General features: G+C 55.4%; 12 protein-coding genes. 9 read left to right on the forward strand and 3 right to left on the reverse strand.

All coding sequences use genetic code 11. The annotated features are described in order from the left end of the window. Nucleotides 1-178: 178 nt before the first annotated feature. From ABEA92_RS13425 to ABEA92_RS13465, 9 genes are all read left to right on the forward strand, one after another. Nucleotides 179-1,921, forward strand: coding sequence for a serine hydrolase (locus ABEA92_RS13425; RefSeq protein ID WP_345684341.1), 1,743 nt, complete (start codon nt 179-181; stop codon nt 1,919-1,921). Nucleotides 1,922-2,067: 146 nt separating this feature from the next. Beyond that, nucleotides 2,068-3,072 (forward strand): hypothetical protein, encoded by a 1,005-nt coding sequence (locus ABEA92_RS13430; RefSeq protein WP_345684342.1) that lies wholly within the window; start codon nt 2,068-2,070, stop codon nt 3,070-3,072. Nucleotides 3,073-3,087: 15 nt separating this feature from the next. Then, the gene (locus ABEA92_RS13435) at nt 3,088-5,421 is read left to right on the forward strand and encodes a hypothetical protein (RefSeq protein WP_345684343.1); all 2,334 of its coding nucleotides are present in this window, start codon (nt 3,088-3,090) and stop codon (nt 5,419-5,421) included. A 10-nt stretch (nt 5,422-5,431) separates the two neighbouring features. After that, nucleotides 5,432-6,634, forward strand: a complete 1,203-nt coding sequence (locus ABEA92_RS13440; RefSeq protein ID WP_345684344.1) for a hypothetical protein — start codon at nt 5,432-5,434, stop codon at nt 6,632-6,634. Between the two features lie 345 nt (nt 6,635-6,979). Further along, a complete protein-coding gene (locus tag ABEA92_RS13445) occupies nt 6,980-8,071 on the forward strand; it encodes a DUF1559 family PulG-like putative transporter (RefSeq protein ID WP_345684345.1) in 1,092 nt (363 codons plus the stop codon). Between the two features lie 141 nt (nt 8,072-8,212). Beyond that, nucleotides 8,213-8,392 (forward strand): hypothetical protein, encoded by a 180-nt coding sequence (locus tag ABEA92_RS13450; RefSeq protein ID WP_345684346.1) that lies wholly within the window; start codon nt 8,213-8,215, stop codon nt 8,390-8,392. Nucleotides 8,393-8,555: 163 nt separating this feature from the next. Beyond that, entirely contained in the window at nt 8,556-9,977 is a 1,422-nt protein-coding gene (locus ABEA92_RS13455; protein ID WP_345684347.1) for an arylsulfatase, read from the forward strand. A gap of 563 nt (nt 9,978-10,540) precedes the next feature. Next, nucleotides 10,541-10,669 (forward strand): Hsp20/alpha crystallin family protein, encoded by a 129-nt coding sequence (locus ABEA92_RS13460; protein WP_345684348.1) that lies wholly within the window; start codon nt 10,541-10,543, stop codon nt 10,667-10,669. Between the two features lie 128 nt (nt 10,670-10,797). Next, the gene (locus ABEA92_RS13465) at nt 10,798-11,067 is read left to right on the forward strand and encodes a hypothetical protein (RefSeq protein WP_345684349.1); all 270 of its coding nucleotides are present in this window, start codon (nt 10,798-10,800) and stop codon (nt 11,065-11,067) included. A 43-nt stretch (nt 11,068-11,110) separates the two neighbouring features. On the opposite strand, the gene ABEA92_RS13470 is transcribed toward ABEA92_RS13465, so the two are convergent. From ABEA92_RS13470 to ABEA92_RS31380, 3 genes are all read right to left on the reverse strand, one after another. Next, on the reverse strand, nt 11,111-12,496 hold the full coding sequence (locus ABEA92_RS13470; RefSeq protein WP_345684350.1) for a sulfatase family protein: 1,386 nt from the start codon (nt 12,494-12,496) through the stop codon (nt 11,111-11,113). Nucleotides 12,497-12,722: 226 nt separating this feature from the next. After that, nucleotides 12,723-13,607: an alpha/beta hydrolase gene (locus ABEA92_RS13475; RefSeq protein ID WP_345684351.1), complete on the reverse strand. Its 885-nt coding sequence runs from the start codon at nt 13,605-13,607 to the stop codon at nt 12,723-12,725. Between the two features lie 94 nt (nt 13,608-13,701). Continuing rightward, nucleotides 13,702-15,168 (reverse strand): sulfatase family protein, encoded by a 1,467-nt coding sequence (locus ABEA92_RS31380; protein WP_425572433.1) that lies wholly within the window; start codon nt 15,166-15,168, stop codon nt 13,702-13,704. Between the last annotated feature and the right edge of the window lie 720 nt (nt 15,169-15,888).

Raw genomic sequence — 15,888 nt, forward strand, 5'->3', positions numbered from 1 at the left:
GCAGGTATTCCGCGTCTCATCGCGTTTCCCGGTGCAAAATCTTTGACCCATCGACGATGCTCCTGCGATAGAATGGCCCGTGGAAACGAAAGTGATTCGGGGGTGTTTCATCGGCACACTTCACCCCATTTCCAATTCTCTGGCTTTCTATCATTCCTGTGCGGACCGGAATTTTTTGATGACAATCCTTTGCAAATTGCGTTTCAGTGACGCTCGATCGCTGTATTGGTGCTTGCTGCTGGGCATGCTGGTCGGTGGCGTGACCGAGGCTTGGGGCCAGACCCAAGAGTCGGCCACCGCGGCGGATACCGAATCGACCGCTGGCGCGATACCCGATTCCGAAACGCCCTCACAGAAGCTGGATCAACTGCTCGCTGGCGTCGATGCATCAAAGCTTCCTGCACTGTCGTTGCTTGTCGCCCGTGACGGCCGGGTGCTCTATCGCCGCACCATCGGGTTGGCGAACCTCGAAGATTCGATAGCGGCCACTGCAAAGACAAAATTTCGAATTGGCTCGATCACCAAACAATTCACCGCCGCAGCGATTCTGCGTTTGGTGGCTGAAAACAAAATGGCGCTCGATGATACGCTCGATCAATTCTTGCCGTCGTTCCCACGCGGTGATGAAATCACGATTCACCACCTGCTCACTCACACCTCGGGCATCCCTAGCTTTACGGAAACACAGGAATTTTGGCAGCGAGTCACGAGCCCGGCGACCGAAGCGGAGGTAATCGCTTCGTTCCAAGAGCTGCCGTTGTCTTTTGAACCAGGAAAAAAATATCACTACAACAATTCCGCCTATTTCCTGCTGGGGCACATCGTCGCTCAGGTATCCGGCAAATCGTTTGGTGACTATTTGCAGGAAGTCTTCTTCCGGCCTTTGGGGATGAACGACACCGGCATTCACTCGCCTGATTTGAATCTCGACCTTGAGGCCCATGGCTACTCGCTCGAAGACGACACATTTAAACCGGCACTGAATTGGCACATGTCGCAAGTTGGCGGTGCGGGCGCGATGTATTCGACCGTCGACGATTTGATGCTGTGGAATGAAGCATTGTTCGGTGGGCGAGTGCTAACGCCTGAGTTGCAAGAAAAGGCATTCACGCCCTACCAGAATGATTATGGATACGGTTGGTTGATCGGCAAACATCGAGGGCTGCAGACCATCGGGCACAACGGAGGTCTTAATGGATTTGTCAGCAGTTTGATCCGCTACCCGGATCAAAATCTGACCATCGTTACGCTGCACAACGCGTCTCCGTCAATTCCCGAAATGAATCCGGCAGCGGTCACCAGCAAGATCGCCGAAATGTTTTTGGATGCCGAAATGGAGCCGCCTGTGGTGCATCAGGTCGACACCAAGGTCACCCCCGAGATCCTTTCGCGTTATGTGGGCCGCTACGACTATGGAGCCGCGATTTTGGTGGTGACGCTCGAAGAGGGGCGGCTGTTTGCCCAATTGACGGGTCAAGGCAAAGCGGAAATATTCCCGAGCAGTGAAACCGAATTCTTCTGGAAAATCGTCGATGCGTCGCTGGCATTTCAAGTCGACGCCGAAGGACGTTGCACCGGCGGTAAACACACTCAGAACGGTCACACCATGAATGTCGATCGGTTGCCCGATCACGTGGTGGTCAAACTTTCCACCGAGACGCTTGATCGCTACGTCGGACTGTACGATTATGGACCCGCGACGATGACGATCCGCCGCGAAGGCGACCGTTTATTGGCGAAACTCGGCAGCCAACCTGAATTTCCGATTCTGCCTGAAAACGAAACCACGTTTCATTGGCAAGTCGTCCAGGCCAGCATCGAGTTTAAAGTCGACGATGATGGATCCGTTAGCGGGGCGACGCATACGCAAGGGGGCCAACAATTGGAAGTGTCGAGAATCCGCACGCCGCAACCCGAATAGCTTCGTTTGACCTGGGATCCGCTACCGACGTTGCCCTCCTTGAAAGTCAGCTATATTGTGCAGAGGTCGGGAATGCCTCTCGCCAATGAATTCAGGCAGGGAGAATGCCATATTGACCATCCCACAAAGCCACCCCAACGTACACCATGAACTTGCAAACCTTGATTCGACCGCTTTCGCATTTTCCGTCACGGCGATTTTGCATCGCGTTGATCGTGACCATGCTGCTCGGATCGGCCGCGCTGGTCAACGCCAGCCGGGCCGATGAATGGGGCTCGAGCCGAATTTGGTTGGTCAGTACACGGGCGGCTTCGAGCTGTTCGCCGTCGCTGAGTCAAACCGACCGAATCAAATTCTGGTCGAGTGACGTGGGCGTCGGTTGGCAATCGTCGACCTCGGCGAACTTTTTTGAGTGCGTCAATGGCGATCCGCTGCCACTGTGTATCTATGTGCACGAGAATCGAGTCAGTGCCGAAGAGGCTTGGGGGCGAGCCAAGGCGATCTATTGTCAACTGCAGCAATCCGCGCCATCGGCAAACGGTCATTTCCGTCTTGTGATGATTTCGTGGCCAAGCGATCGAATCGGAGTGCGACCGCGACCCGATGCTCAGATCAAAGCCCAGCGAAGCGAAATGCACGGTTACTATTTGGCGTGGTTATTGGACCAGATTGATCCACGAGTTCCCGTCAGTTTGTTTGGCAGCAGTTATGGTCCTCGCTTGATTACCGCGGCACTGCATTTTCGTGCCGGTGGCACGATTGCAGGTTACCAATTGCCACCGAGCGGAACGTACATCGGACCCACAGTGCGAGTGGCTTTGTTTGCGTCGGCATTGGATTCGGATTGGTTGTTGCCACATCGACATCATGGCCGAGCGTTGACGCAGGTCGAACACATGTTGATCGCGTACAATCCATCGGATTCGGTACTGCACTGGTATCCACGGCTGAATGGTCGCGGGGGGCCACCGGCACTTGGCGCGGTTGGCATGGCTACGTCTTGTTTGGGAGCCGAACGCGACAAGGTGCAATTGATGAACGTCAGCCGCAGCGTTGGCAAAACGCACAGTTGGCAGGCTTACGAGGGCAGCCCGCAGATGATGGCACGTGTCGCGCCCTACCTGCTTCGCCAATCCGATTACCTGCCATAGCGCCGCTAGGTCCTGATGCGTTCCAAAGTTGCCAAAGCCAAACCGATTCCCGCTCGCGATTCAGCCGCTGCGAAAACTTCGTCCCATGCTGAACGTGCAGCCGGGTTGGAATTTGGTTGGCAATGGTTGGCGTTAGCGTGTTTGGCCGCAGTGTTGGCGTTTCAGCCATTGGCTGCCGACGATTTGTGGTGGCAACTCGCGCGTGGACGACAAGTTGCCAGCGGCGAGATCGCGCCCAGTCGATCGCTGTTGACGCAGGAAACGTTGGCCGAAGCGGATTGGCTGGGCGGATTGCCGGCCTATGTCGTCTATCAATTCGCTGGCGGCCACGGGTTGATGTTGTTTCGGGTGCTGATGGTCGCCGGTGGTTTGGCATGGCTGGTTTCGTTGCGGCGATCGGGCGGTGTCGTTCATCCGCTGGTCTGGATCGTCACGGCCGCGGTGTTGGTCACGCCGGCGGGACGCTTTGATTTGATGCCTGCGATGTTTGACGTCGTTGCACTGGCCGTGTTGGTCGCGTTGATGCATCGCAAAACGGACGAGGATAGCGAGGGGCAGGTTGCCGGAAACACTCGTCGCCGTTCTGCCGCATCGATGGTCACCGCAGCGGGATTGTTCGTCATCTGGAGCAACCTATCGCCCGCGATTCTGGCGGGTCTGATCGCGTGGGTCACGTTCAGTGTGGGCGCTTCCTTGGTGGCCGATCCACACCGCCGCAAAAACTGGATCCTGGCTGGCTTGATGTTGGCCGGCGGTTGCATCAATCCTCGCGGCGTGTTCGCTTGGTCCGATTCACTTTCGGCGATCGTACCGGCGTGGCGGAACCATCCGGCATTGCTTGCCGATACGGCTTGGCAGCCGCTGATCGCCGCAGTGCAAAATCAGGAAGCGATCGTCTTTTTCTTGATCACCGCCATCTGGATCGCGAACCAAACCATCGCTCGAGCTCGTCTGCCACGCGGACTGTTTTGTTTTGCATGGATGCAGTGGTTGGCGTGGACCTCGCTACACAACGTTGCCCTCGCCACGACATGGATGGCATTTGACGTGCTGTGGTCTTGGCACCGTCGTGGTCGATGGACGATCCTTGACGTGGATCACGCGCGGCGAAAACGGATGGGTGCGTTGGCGGTGCCGATCGTTCTCGCGATGATGCTGTTATTCAGCGGGTGGCTTCCCACGTTGGGGTGGGGAATCGATGCGTTGCTGGATAGCCGGATGTTGCGAAGGGCACTCGCGTCAACGCATCCTTATGGAACGGCGTTTGCCGACGACACGCGAAGCGGCGGGATGTTGGCATGGGAGCTTCCCCAGATCAACGAACTTTCGGGCGCAGACGCCGCTGCGGGGCTTCGGTTACAGGATGTGGCGCCGCGAGCGGTGATCGCAGGCCGCTTTTCCACGCATCAACAAATCATCGATGATCTGCGTCAGCAGCGGCTGATGAGCTATTGGCGTAGCGACGGATCGCGAGGCGGATATTGGGTGCCCCTTGAGCATCGTGAGACCACGTTGTTGGTCGTTTCAAATCGCGATACCGAGTTGATTCGCGGATTAGAACCGTCAATTTGGAAGCCCCTTTCGCTCGATTCACCCGCAATTCCTTATGCGGCCGCCGGCGACGAGCCATACGCACGTCAAATGATCGACACGCTTACCAGTCGCGAGATCGTCGAGTTTCAGAACTGGCAATATTCGTTTCCAAACTCGACCGGTTCACTTTTCGACCGTGATCGTTGGGGAATCATTCCGGTGATCGTCGATGTGGATCAAGCATACCGCCAAGCCGAAGTGTTTCGGGCGATGGGGCTGCGGTATGCGGCGCTACGGGTGCTGTTTGTCGCTCGCCAAGCCTTTCCCACGTCAACGCCACTGGCACATTCGATGACGCGTTGTCAAACGGAACTCGCCGAAGCAGAGATCGTTACGGCAGGGGTTCTTAGTTGGTTTCGCTACTTTGCCGCGATCGAAAATTTGGCGGACGAGCAGGACGTGTCACCGATGCAACTGAAATTCGCAGCCAAGAACCCTTCGCGACGTCCCCTCTGGGATGCACCGCCGGAAAACAGAATCGCTGCCGAACTTCGCAATCGGGTCGCTGGGTATTTGCAGCGAGGCCCGGCAGCGTTGATGGTGGCAACCGACTTTCAAACGGACGCGGGCATCGAGCACGCTCAACTGATGTATGCTGGACTTTGTGCCGCGATCGAGGCGGGACAGCACGAAACGGCGGATCGCTACCTGCAGTGGTTCGATGACAATCAGGTATCGGCGGAGGTCAAACGGTTGGTCGAAGTTCGCAATGGCGAATTACATCCGTCGCAGACCACTTCGGATGAGGACTCCTGAGCGTTGAAACATGGCTAGGAAATTTCGCTTGAAACCGCTGAACATGACCGCCGCGATGGTAAGTGCGCTGGCCGTCGTCATCGTCGTGGTCTTGGTCGTGACGTTGTACGGATCGTCGCCGCGTCCGGTCAGCCGTTTGGAAGCGGGGATGCCGCGTGTGGCGTCACAGACTTGTGCGGAATGCCACAGTGGGATTGTCGCCGATTTTGCCACCGCTCCGCACTCCAGTACGCTGCGGCGGGGAAACGACCCGGCGATGTTGTCAGCGTTTGCCGGTCAGTCCGTCGAGATCGATGGTCGCCAATTCTCGTTTTCGGTGGAACAAGACGAGTTGTGGTTCAAAAGCAACGACCTGGATTACCAACGCCGCGTGGATTGGGTATTCGGATCGGGGCGCCACGCCTTGACGCCTGTGTCGCTCGATTTCAAAGGGCTGACCCAGCTGTACGTATCATCCTTTGCCGATGGTCAATTGCGTACCACGCCCGGTGCATCGGCCGTCAATTCCACTCCACTGCGGTTGGGAAATTATCAAGCGGCGGCCGATACGCGGCGTTGTTTCGGATGCCACGTCAGCCGGTTGCCGGCTGAGAGCGACTTTGTCGGACTGCAACATTGTGAGTTGGGGATGGACTCCGATTCAGCATCCGGCACAGCGAAAGGATCGGCTAGCGTCACGCTGCCCGACGAGGACTGTATGATTGCGAATTTGGATTGCAGCCGCTGTCATTTCGGAGCAGCCGAGCATGCCCGGTCCGGTGGGAGTCTTCCCTTGCTGCAAGGATGGAGCAAACTAACGCCGCTTGAATCCATCAACCGCTGCGGGGAGTGTCACCGGCGAGCAGATGAGATGAAGTCGTATGAGATTTCGGTCGATCAAACCCATTTGATTCGATTTGCTCCGGTCGGGTTGGCGATGAGTCGTTGTTTCCAAGTCGCCAACGCGGCGGAGAATGTCGGGCGTTATCCGAGGCTGGACTGCATCACCTGTCACGATCCGCATTTGCCATCGCGGACCGAGCCTGAATTTTTTGAGGCCATTTGTCGAGATTGCCACACGTCGACGCAGCAGGATTCAGGCTCGCCATCCCACCCGATCACGGAGGCCGTGACGTGTTCGCAGCAACCGGCCGATTCCGCCTGTCTGTCCTGCCATATGCCCATGACCGATTTCGCTCCGGGGCTTCGTTTTACCGATCATTGGATTCGGTGAGGGAAATTCCGTGCGGACTCGCACAAGAGGGGGTCGTGCACCCCTTGAAGTGAGTTTTTTTACAGTCGGCGTAAACAACACAAAGGGCCGGAACAGGTGTGTTGTTTCTATAGAGTTAATCGCGTTTTCTATAGAGCAACGCGGTTTGTGGCGGAACAAAAAGATGGAAAAAAGCAAGAGTCCCCCCCCGGAATTTGTTGCATCGGAGTGCTGGATTGGGTAGAACCGGATGACACAGAGTCAATTTAGGGGGCGAGAACCACTCTTATCCTACGTTTTGTGCTCTTTTCCGGCTCTGTCCATCTTTTCGTTTTTGTTTTCCGTTTCTGAGGGGACTTTGCAGTGATGACTAAAAAAAGACTTGGTTTCACCCTTGTCGAATTGTTGGTCGTAATCGCGATCATCGGCGTATTAGTGGGCTTGTTATTGCCCGCGGTTCAAGCGGCTCGCGAGGCAGCTCGGCGGATGCAGTGTTCGAACAATCTGAAACAGATTGGGCTCGCGATCCACAATTACCACAGCACGTACAAGGCGGTGCCGCCGCTGCGTGACCGGCACGACAATATCAATCCAGGCGTCGTCAACAATTGGAATACTCAGAACTTTAGTTGGTCCTCTCGACTGCTGCCGTTCATCGAGCAGCCAGGGTTGTACGAGAACATCGACTATTCGCTGCACAATTGGTATTCCGGTACTTGGCGTCCCAACGACACCTTTGACATCGTGGCGCCCACCGTCGTGGAAGCGTTCCGTTGTCCGACCGATCCTGGTACTGGTGCAAGTATCTGGTACGACTCGACCACGGCACGACATTCGGGGTCACCATCACACCAAGCGTATGCTCCGATGAACTATTTCGCCAGTGTTGGACCGGATAGCCGGTTGCGTTGGAACAATGAAGGGCTTGGATTTTTCGATGGAATCCGCTCGCATGCCACCAGCTCCACCATCAAGGCTCGCTATCGTAAATTCCGCGACGTGCTTGATGGGTTGTCCAACACCGTGGCCGTTTCTGAAGGCATCATCGGACATCCTCGTATGAACATCAATTCAACGATGAGGGGCACACGGTCTTACGAAGCCCAGACGACGGGGGCGGTAGGTGATTTGATTGCGACCGCGACCGATAATGGTTGTCCGATGACCGGCAGTGCGGATACCAATTCGGGACGTGCTCGTGGTATGACTTGGTTGAGAGGCTATTCGCCCAATGAGGTTTCGTTCAATACGTTGATGGTCCCCAACTCGAAACTATGGGATTGCGGTGCCAACAGTGACCGCAATATGTACGCCACGCGGTCATTGCATAGCGGTGGAGTGCAGTCGTTGATGGGGGACGGTTCGGTCAAATTCGTCACTGAATCCGTTGACTTTCTCACCTGGCGTGCCGTGGGTGGGATTGGCGAAGGCGAAGTCATTGATGTGGAATCGCTTTAAGAATTTCGCTGTCGGATGCATCCGCCGTCGTTTAATCAACGACAGGATGCTCAAATTTCTGATGTGCCCGGCCGCCGCGTCGCGGTGGCCGGGGAACCTGTCCGTGTTTCTTTTTCTCATTCACTCCATTTCAATTGCTCCATGAATATTTCCGCTTTGCTGAAAACTGCTGCGTTTCTATTGTTCGCCGGATGTCTTTGCATGCCGCTGACCGGATGTGGCTCGACGGCCACCAATCCCGGTGTGGAGGATGCTGGTCTCGAAGAGGACGAAGCGTACAAGGAGACCGAAGAATACGTTGAGGGCGAAGAAGGCATCTGATCGACGTGGTCGGCCGGATAGCAAATTTTTGTTATCTGGTCGCGGTCGCAACAATCGGAATCGCTTGTCGCAGATTTTCGAAATGGTAGTGGGACCTTCGTCCCGCTGCCATTTTTTTATTGGTGTGTGAAACGACCAACGCTACGATGTCGGATACGGAAAAATGAAGCTCTCTCCTATGCCAACGAATCAGATCATGCCACGGGATATCAAGCTGCTCTATAGCCTCCTAATTTTGCCGCTTCTGTGTATTTGCAACACTGGCTCGCTATCAGCGGTGGATCGAAACACAAACGGTTCGCAAGCGGCCAAGCCCAATGTGATTTTGATCCTCGCCGATGACATGGGGATGGGCGATCTCGCCAGTCGCAATGGGAATCGCAATCGCACGCCTCACTTGGATCAGTTGAAACAACAGAGTGTGTGGTTCGAACACGCTTACTCGGCAGCGCCCGTATGCGCGCCGGCTCGAGCCAGTTTGTTCACTGGCCGGTATCCGCATCGGACGGGAGTGGTGACACTGAATCAACAGCGTTATCCGCAGTTGACGCGGCTGCGAAAGGACGAAACCACGCTGGCGAATCTGTTCCAAGACCACGGCTATGTCACTGGGCTGATTGGCAAATGGCATTGCGGTGACGGAGCCGAATACCAACCTTTGGCAAGAGGTTTTGATGAGTTCGAAGGCTTTGTCGATCACACCCATGTGCCGAGTTACTTCGATTACAAGCTGCTCATTCAAGACAAGCTCCACGCCGAGTCCAAGCAATATTTGACGAATGATCTGTCCAACCGCGCGGTGGCGTTCGTACGCCGTCACCAACAACATCCGTTCTTTCTTCATCTCGCCCACTACGCGCCGCATCGACCGCTTGGGGCTCCGGAAGATCGCATTGAGCCGTATCTGAAGAAGGGATTCGATCGTGAGACCGCGACCGTCTATGCGATGATCGAAATCATGGACGAAGGCATTGGCAATCTGCTTGGCGAATTGGACCGGTTAAAGCTTCGTGAGAACACAATCGTGATCTTTGCTAGCGACAATGGTCCCGATCCGCTTGTGAGTTCGCGATTCAATGCACAGCTACGCGGCACGAAGTACACCGTGTACGAAGGAGGCATTCGCGTTCCGATGATGATTCGCTGGCCCGCTCAGTTGGATCCAAGCGAACGAGATGAGGTGGTCCATTTCGTCGACGTGTTACCAACGCTAATGGAGCTTTGCCAGTTAGAGATTCCGGATCACTTGAAGCTTGACGGTAGAAGTTTCGCGGGGATTTTACGACGACAGCCTGGGACCGAGACGTTGCCGCAATCGCGTTTTTGGCAATGGAATCGCAAGGATCCCCTCTACTCGCATAACGCCGCGATGCGTGAAGGCGACTGGAAACTGGTCCGTCCCTATGTGACTCGAGGTATTCCAAAAGCCGATTCAACAATGCCGCCTGCACTGTATCAGCTGTCATCGGATCCTACCGAATCGAATGATGTTTCGGCGCAGTATCCCGCTCGAACCGCACGGATGAACGAGGCGCTCCAAGCGTGGAGCCAAGAGGTCGAACGCGACCGCATCCGCTTACCGTAGTGTTTCATATGTCTACCATGATGCCTGCACCACTGACGGCGACAGGGCAGCATGTGTGAGTCACCTCTTCCGGCGAAGCTGGGAAAGGTCGAACGGGCCCTTTAGGCCTCGTTCGGGTGAGGGCCGACCGCGCAACTGAGCTTGCAGCAGGCGTCCACTTGCTCGGTCGCCCTCGCCGCTCCGCTACAAAAACTACTCGGTTAGTGCGAAAGTAGATGGCATTGGCCTTACGGCGCCAGTTCGCCCCTAAACCGTTGGCTCACGCCAACGGCAGGTCATGTGTCGGCCTCCGGCCTATTCGCTTGCCACTAAAACAGCAGTCTCCTCCGTCGCTGGAGAGGAGACCACAGTCTAGGCCGGAAGCAAAAAATCTTCCTCAATGTCCGACGCCAACCCCAAAGTTTTCGCATTCCAGACGAACGCCGCAGGTGGCAATGCGGTTGTACCGCGTCGGCACAGTCGAACGCAGCGAATGTGACAAATTGGCTCGCGAAGATCATCCCATCCACTAATCGATACTCCGTTTCCCGGCACTTTCGGTGCTTCGCAATTTGGTACATGAGTTGCAATTTATCACGACGTCGATGGTCGATGAAGACAAGGTCGACGCTCACTACAAGGACGGAGTGTTGACGGTAAGCATGCCTAAGTCAAAAGAAGCCCAAGCCAAGAAAATCGCCGTCAAAGCGTGATCTTGGTGACGATTCTTTCGCGGAACGGCACGGGGGAATTGGATCACTTCACGATCCGCCTCTTGAATTTCCGATTTGCTCGTGGCGTTCCGCTTTTTCACAACTCCTAATTGTCCTGGAATGGTCCAATGCCTGTTTCCGCTCGGCGTTTGATTCGCAACATGCTCAACGACCTCAAAGAAGAACGCGACGAATTGGCGTTACAAATTCATCTTGGCAAGCAGGAGGCGAAGAGCGAGTGGCAGGCATTGGGTAAAAAGCTTGACGACCTGAACCGTCGTTATGAACCGCTCAAAGACGCTGTCGAAGAGACGGGTGAAGACGTATGGGATGCGATGAAATTGGTCGGCGGCGAGATCAAAGACGGCTTCCGGCGTATTCGCAAATCGATCTCGTGATTCACACACGGATGATGCCGTTGGAAATCCGCGACGCCCAAATTCAATAGTTCAGCGTTCCTCCTCGGGCAGGCTTATTTCGTTCTCCTTCCCACCACTCGTTCGGGCCTTCCGCTTCGATCTGTTTCCATAGTGTCAGCAGTTGCTGCTTCATCGCCTCGGTCTTTTCCGGCATTGCATCGGCGAGATCGTTTTCTTCCTTCCAATCGTTTTCGATGTTGAAAAGTTGGAATTTGCTCAGTGTGTCATTGCCCACGATCTTCCAATCTCCGATCCTCATTGCCACACGGTCTTGCGGTGGAGAGACATGGGTCCGCCAAAACAGGGGGATCGGTCGGTCGACAGGCTTTCCGGCCAAGGCAGGCAGCATGTTGACGCCGTCAATGGTGCGGTCCTTTGGCAATGGAATGCCCGTGATCGCAAGCACGGTGGTGAAGATGTCGGTTCCCACCACCGGGATGGAACTGGTGGTGCCAGCCGCGAGATGACCGGGCCAGCAGACGATTCCTGGTACGCGGATCCCACCTTCGTGGTCACTGCGTTTACCTCCACGCAATCCGCCCGTCGTGCCTCCGAATCGAGCAACAGGACCATTGTCCGACGTGAAGATAAAGAGCGTGTTGTCGGCGACGCCTTCGGCATCAAGTGTTTGCATCACCTGTCCGACCGCTTCGTCGAGCTGGGTGATGTTGCCCATGTAAGTCCGGTTTTCATGATCACCGTAGAGGGCTTCGAATTTGGGATCCGTTGCGATCGGCGAATGTGGTTCGTGTACCCACACCGATAAGGCAAACGGTTTGGATTTGTCGCGTTTCTCGCTCAACCAACGCGTCGCCTCTGCTGCCACAATTTGCGCCGAATAGCCTTTCTGCTCTCCGACGGGCTCTCCATTGCGAACAAAGTTATCTGGATTCTTGTGACTCGGATGAGCGTTGTTGTGAGTCGCCATCCAATGGTCATAGCCGTGGTCGCCTGGTTGTGGGTACTCGGCGGTATTGAAGTGGGGCAGCGAATTGAGGTGCCATTTTCCGACGTGGCAGGTTTCGTAACCGATCGATTTGAGCAGTTTTGGATAGGTAATCTCGCTCTCACGTAGATGCGCTTTGTGATTGCCCGACAAGTGTCGCCAAACACCGTTGCGATAGGGATGACGTCCCGTCAGGATCGCGGATCGAGACGGAGAACAAACTGCGCAGGCAGAATAGCACTGGGTTAGTTTGACACCGCGTGCCGCCAATTTGTCCAAGTTGGGCGTTTTGATTAACTCGTGTCCATAGGTTCCCGAATCACCCCACCCCATGTCGTCCGCCACAAAGACAACAACATTGGGTCGTTCGGAATCAACGGTGCGATCGGGTTCATCCGCGGACGATGGAAGAATCGAAAGCCCGAAGGCCGACAGCAGTGGTAAAAATATGCGTAGACTCATGTTAACTCGATTGTGGGAAGCGATATGGTTTTGGGGCGGGTCCACCACTACAGGTTGTCCGTGTCGGTATGAAGCGAACGTCCTTTAGTTGGCCGAAAGAACTGGGAAGGGATAAGCACGCCATTGGCAGTTTAATCTCAGCCCAACATGACTGCAGCCATCATGTGCATCCGCAAGGTCGCGGTCGCCAACACGAGCCACTCGCAGTGTGGGTTTTTCAGAGACTCTACTTTTGTTTCGATTTCGAGGACGTCGAATCGTCCAAATAGCCCTGTGCAACCAGGAATGCACGGGTATTTTGCATCACTTGTTCGTAGACGCTGGTGTCTTTGGTTTTAGGACGGAAAAAAGGCGAATTGAAGAATCCGTGGTTCTGGCCTTTAAAAGCCTCGAGCTGACATTGGTTACCGGCAGCGTCCATCAATCGCGCGAAGCGTTCCGCGTTCTCAAACGGGACCGTCGTATCCGCCGTGCCGTGCAACAGCAGCGTTGGCACGATCCCAGGTCTGACATGATGACACGGCGAGATGTCGGTTTGGCGCGTTTCGCCGACTTTGGATAGCCCATAACCTTTGGCGGTGGTGTCCAATACGGGATTGTACAGGATCATCGCGTTGGGACGCGAGCTGACCGTTAGATCTTCGCCTGCCTCCTCTTCGCCTTGAATCACTCCGGTGCAAGCGGCGATGTGTCCACCCGCCGAACCGCCCGAGGCTACAATCTTCTCGGGATCGATTCCAAGTTCGGACGCGTGACTGCGAATCCAACGCACCGCCGACTTCGCATCTTTGACCGATTCAAATGGCGTCGTTTTGTTGCGGCTCTTGACGCGATAATCGGCCGAGAAGGCGACCATGCCGTCGTCGGCAAGCGATCTCGCTTGTTGGAAAAACTGTTTGGGATCTCCGCCGGCCCAGCCACCGCCGAAGAAGAAAACAATGGCAGGAGCCTTGTCACTCGTCTGATGTCCCTTGGGTTCGAAGACATGTAGTTTCAGCTCCACGTCGCCAACGGTCTTGTAAGTCACGACGCGATCCGGCGTGAAGTCATCAGCGACGAGACACCGATTGCAGAATAGTACAAGTCCCACGAATACGATCATTGTCTTCATTTCGTTACCTCGGTATGGCGACAGCGTGCGGAGTCCGCTGACGTTTCGGTTGTGGTTGATTCAACTGCCCCGTCCAGATGTCAATCTCTGCATCTTACTTATTCTGGTGTGCTGGCGAATTGGAAATGTATGTTGTATTCAGTCCATCCTCTGGCTGATCGGAGAAACGATACGGATCAAAGTGTTTGCGCATCTGGTCCAGCAGAATCTGCTCCATTTCCTCGAGCTTCTCGGCATAGGCCGGATCACTCGCAAGATTGGTTTGCTGCGGATTCGGTGTGTACTGCGTTAACGCGATCAGCTTCGGATCGTGGTGCTGGGGCAATAGTTCGTCGGGGTTCTCGGCCAAATTGAAAAGCTGGGTTTCGCTGACGCCGTCTTGGGTCGATTCATAGCGGATCAGTTTCCAATCGCCTTTCTTGACACAACGCATCCCGGGTTTTGCACCACCGCAGTACGCTCCATAAAGCACATCGCGAACCGTGTCCTGCTTGCCTTCGAGAACCGGTTTAAAGCTAATGCCTTCGCTCGTCTTTGGCGTTTCAATCCCAGCGAGGTCGCACAAGGTCGCGAGCGCGTCGAGATGGTAGATATTCCCCACAGCGCGAGACCCTGGTTTGATGCCGGGACCTTTGACGATGTAGGGGACACGGAAGGTGTGCTCGTAGAGGTTCTGTTTGCCCTGCAGTCCGTGCCGGCCGATCGCCATTCCGTGGTCCGACGTATAGAAGATGTAGGTGTTTTCGAGTTCGCCCATCTGCTTGAGCTTTTCTAACACGGCACCGATCTGGATGTCGATATTTTCGCTACAAGCAAACTCGCGGCCCAGCTCGTTGCGAATGGTGCGTTCATCACGGTTGCTCCAGACCCCGCTGACGTTCACCTCGTCGCGCACTTTCAGGTCTGTATTGTTGAACGGGTGTTTCGTGAGATAGTTTTTGGGAAGCTTCGGCTGCTTTGGATCGGCCGCTGGAAGACTGTTTTTGTCCCGATGATTCACCGCGCCGTATTTGGCTAACAACTCAGGCTTTCCGTCTCGCGTATCGTGGGGATGTGAAAAACCGAAATAGATTAAAAACGGGTCTTGGTCGTTTGAGGCCTCGCGCCCGTCGAGATAGTTGAGCACCTGTTTTGCGTGCCACGCGCTGCCGGACTCATCCGTGCCGCCTCGCTTGGTGGCATCATGAACCACCGTGAACTTCGCATTCGCAGCAGCGTAACTATTTCCCTTCTTGCAGGTTCGCATCGTGTCGTACCCCGCCGCGTTGAAGACCGCCGCCATGGTATGGTCCGCAAGATCCAGTGGCACATGATTTGGATCCGCCTCAAGCGGATTCCGACCTTGTTTTGGTTTATCCGGAACATGCCAAAGCGTGCGGCCGGACATGATCATATGTCGCGATGGAGTGCACACGCCGCCACACCAGGCTCCCATTTGATGGGCTCCATCGATCACCAAACCCTCGGCGGCCAAACGGTCAATCACCGGGGTCTCTAGCGCCGAAGCGGGATCGTAGATTTTGAGATCAAACGGGGCTTGGTCATCGGCAACGATGAACAAGAAATTAGGCTTATCGGAGGCAGCAGAATCCTTCGATTCGAGAACGTCGACCGCAAGCTCTTGGAAGGCGGTGTTCTCGCCGCCACCCGTATCGGTCACTGGTGACACAGCCCAGACAATCCAGCGGAATTGACCAAGCGACTGTCCCGCCGATGCTCGCAACGATGCCGCCGTGAACTTCGCCTTTGCCTCGCCGGTCGTATCAATGACGCCAAGTGGGGTAAAGCGGGTCAGATCCCACCCCGGATCGGTCGCCGCGTCGCTGCCGTAAAGGACGATCTTTTGAGCACCGCGGATCCCTTTCCAATTGTGCGACCAACTGGTGATCGCCGAAACGGATTGTGCCGAGCCCAAGTCCATTTTATAGGCTCCGCCACGAACCCCATTTCCGAACACCGGCCCGATTCCCGCAGCCAGTTTTCCGTCCGTCAGCGACTTCAGCGGATCGTTGCGGGTTGCCGGATTCGCCGTGACCTTCCTGCCTGATGCCAGCGACGGCACCAGCTTTTGAAAGCCATCGGCACTCGATGCGGTTTCAATCACTACGGTCGATCCCGGCAGTACGAATGGTTTCATTGCGGGATGAGCCGGTCCCATCGGAACGGCACGCTGCGAAGTGTCATGCCCATCCAGGTCGACCTTTTTCGTGCCTTTCAAAGCCTCGGATGCATCATGCTGAATCACATTGGGGACGTGCTGCTCGCGATCCGTAACGATTTC

Origin of the sequence: Novipirellula caenicola (assembly GCF_039545035.1) — a bacterium.
In the GTDB taxonomy this organism is placed as follows: domain Bacteria; phylum Planctomycetota; class Planctomycetia; order Pirellulales; family Pirellulaceae; genus Novipirellula; species Novipirellula caenicola.

What these genes read in the sequence shown, in the direction of transcription:
- ABEA92_RS13450 (WP_345684346.1), top strand. Translation starts at nt 8,213, where the DNA reads ATGAATATTTCCGCTTTGCTGAAAACTGCTGCGTTTCTATTGTTCGCC.
- ABEA92_RS13425 (WP_345684341.1), top strand. Translation starts at nt 179, where the DNA reads ATGACAATCCTTTGCAAATTGCGTTTCAGTGACGCTCGATCGCTGTAT.
- ABEA92_RS13465 (WP_345684349.1), top strand. Translation starts at nt 10,798, where the DNA reads ATGCCTGTTTCCGCTCGGCGTTTGATTCGCAACATGCTCAACGACCTC.
- ABEA92_RS13440 (WP_345684344.1), top strand. Translation starts at nt 5,432, where the DNA reads ATGGCTAGGAAATTTCGCTTGAAACCGCTGAACATGACCGCCGCGATG.
- ABEA92_RS13435 (WP_345684343.1), top strand. Translation starts at nt 3,088, where the DNA reads ATGCGTTCCAAAGTTGCCAAAGCCAAACCGATTCCCGCTCGCGATTCA.
- ABEA92_RS13455 (WP_345684347.1), top strand. Translation starts at nt 8,556, where the DNA reads ATGAAGCTCTCTCCTATGCCAACGAATCAGATCATGCCACGGGATATC.
- ABEA92_RS13475 (WP_345684351.1), bottom strand. Translation starts at nt 13,607, where the DNA reads ATGAAGACAATGATCGTATTCGTGGGACTTGTACTATTCTGCAATCGG.
- ABEA92_RS13445 (WP_345684345.1), top strand. Translation starts at nt 6,980, where the DNA reads ATGACTAAAAAAAGACTTGGTTTCACCCTTGTCGAATTGTTGGTCGTA.
- ABEA92_RS13430 (WP_345684342.1), top strand. Translation starts at nt 2,068, where the DNA reads ATGAACTTGCAAACCTTGATTCGACCGCTTTCGCATTTTCCGTCACGG.
- ABEA92_RS13470 (WP_345684350.1), bottom strand. Translation starts at nt 12,496, where the DNA reads ATGAGTCTACGCATATTTTTACCACTGCTGTCGGCCTTCGGGCTTTCG.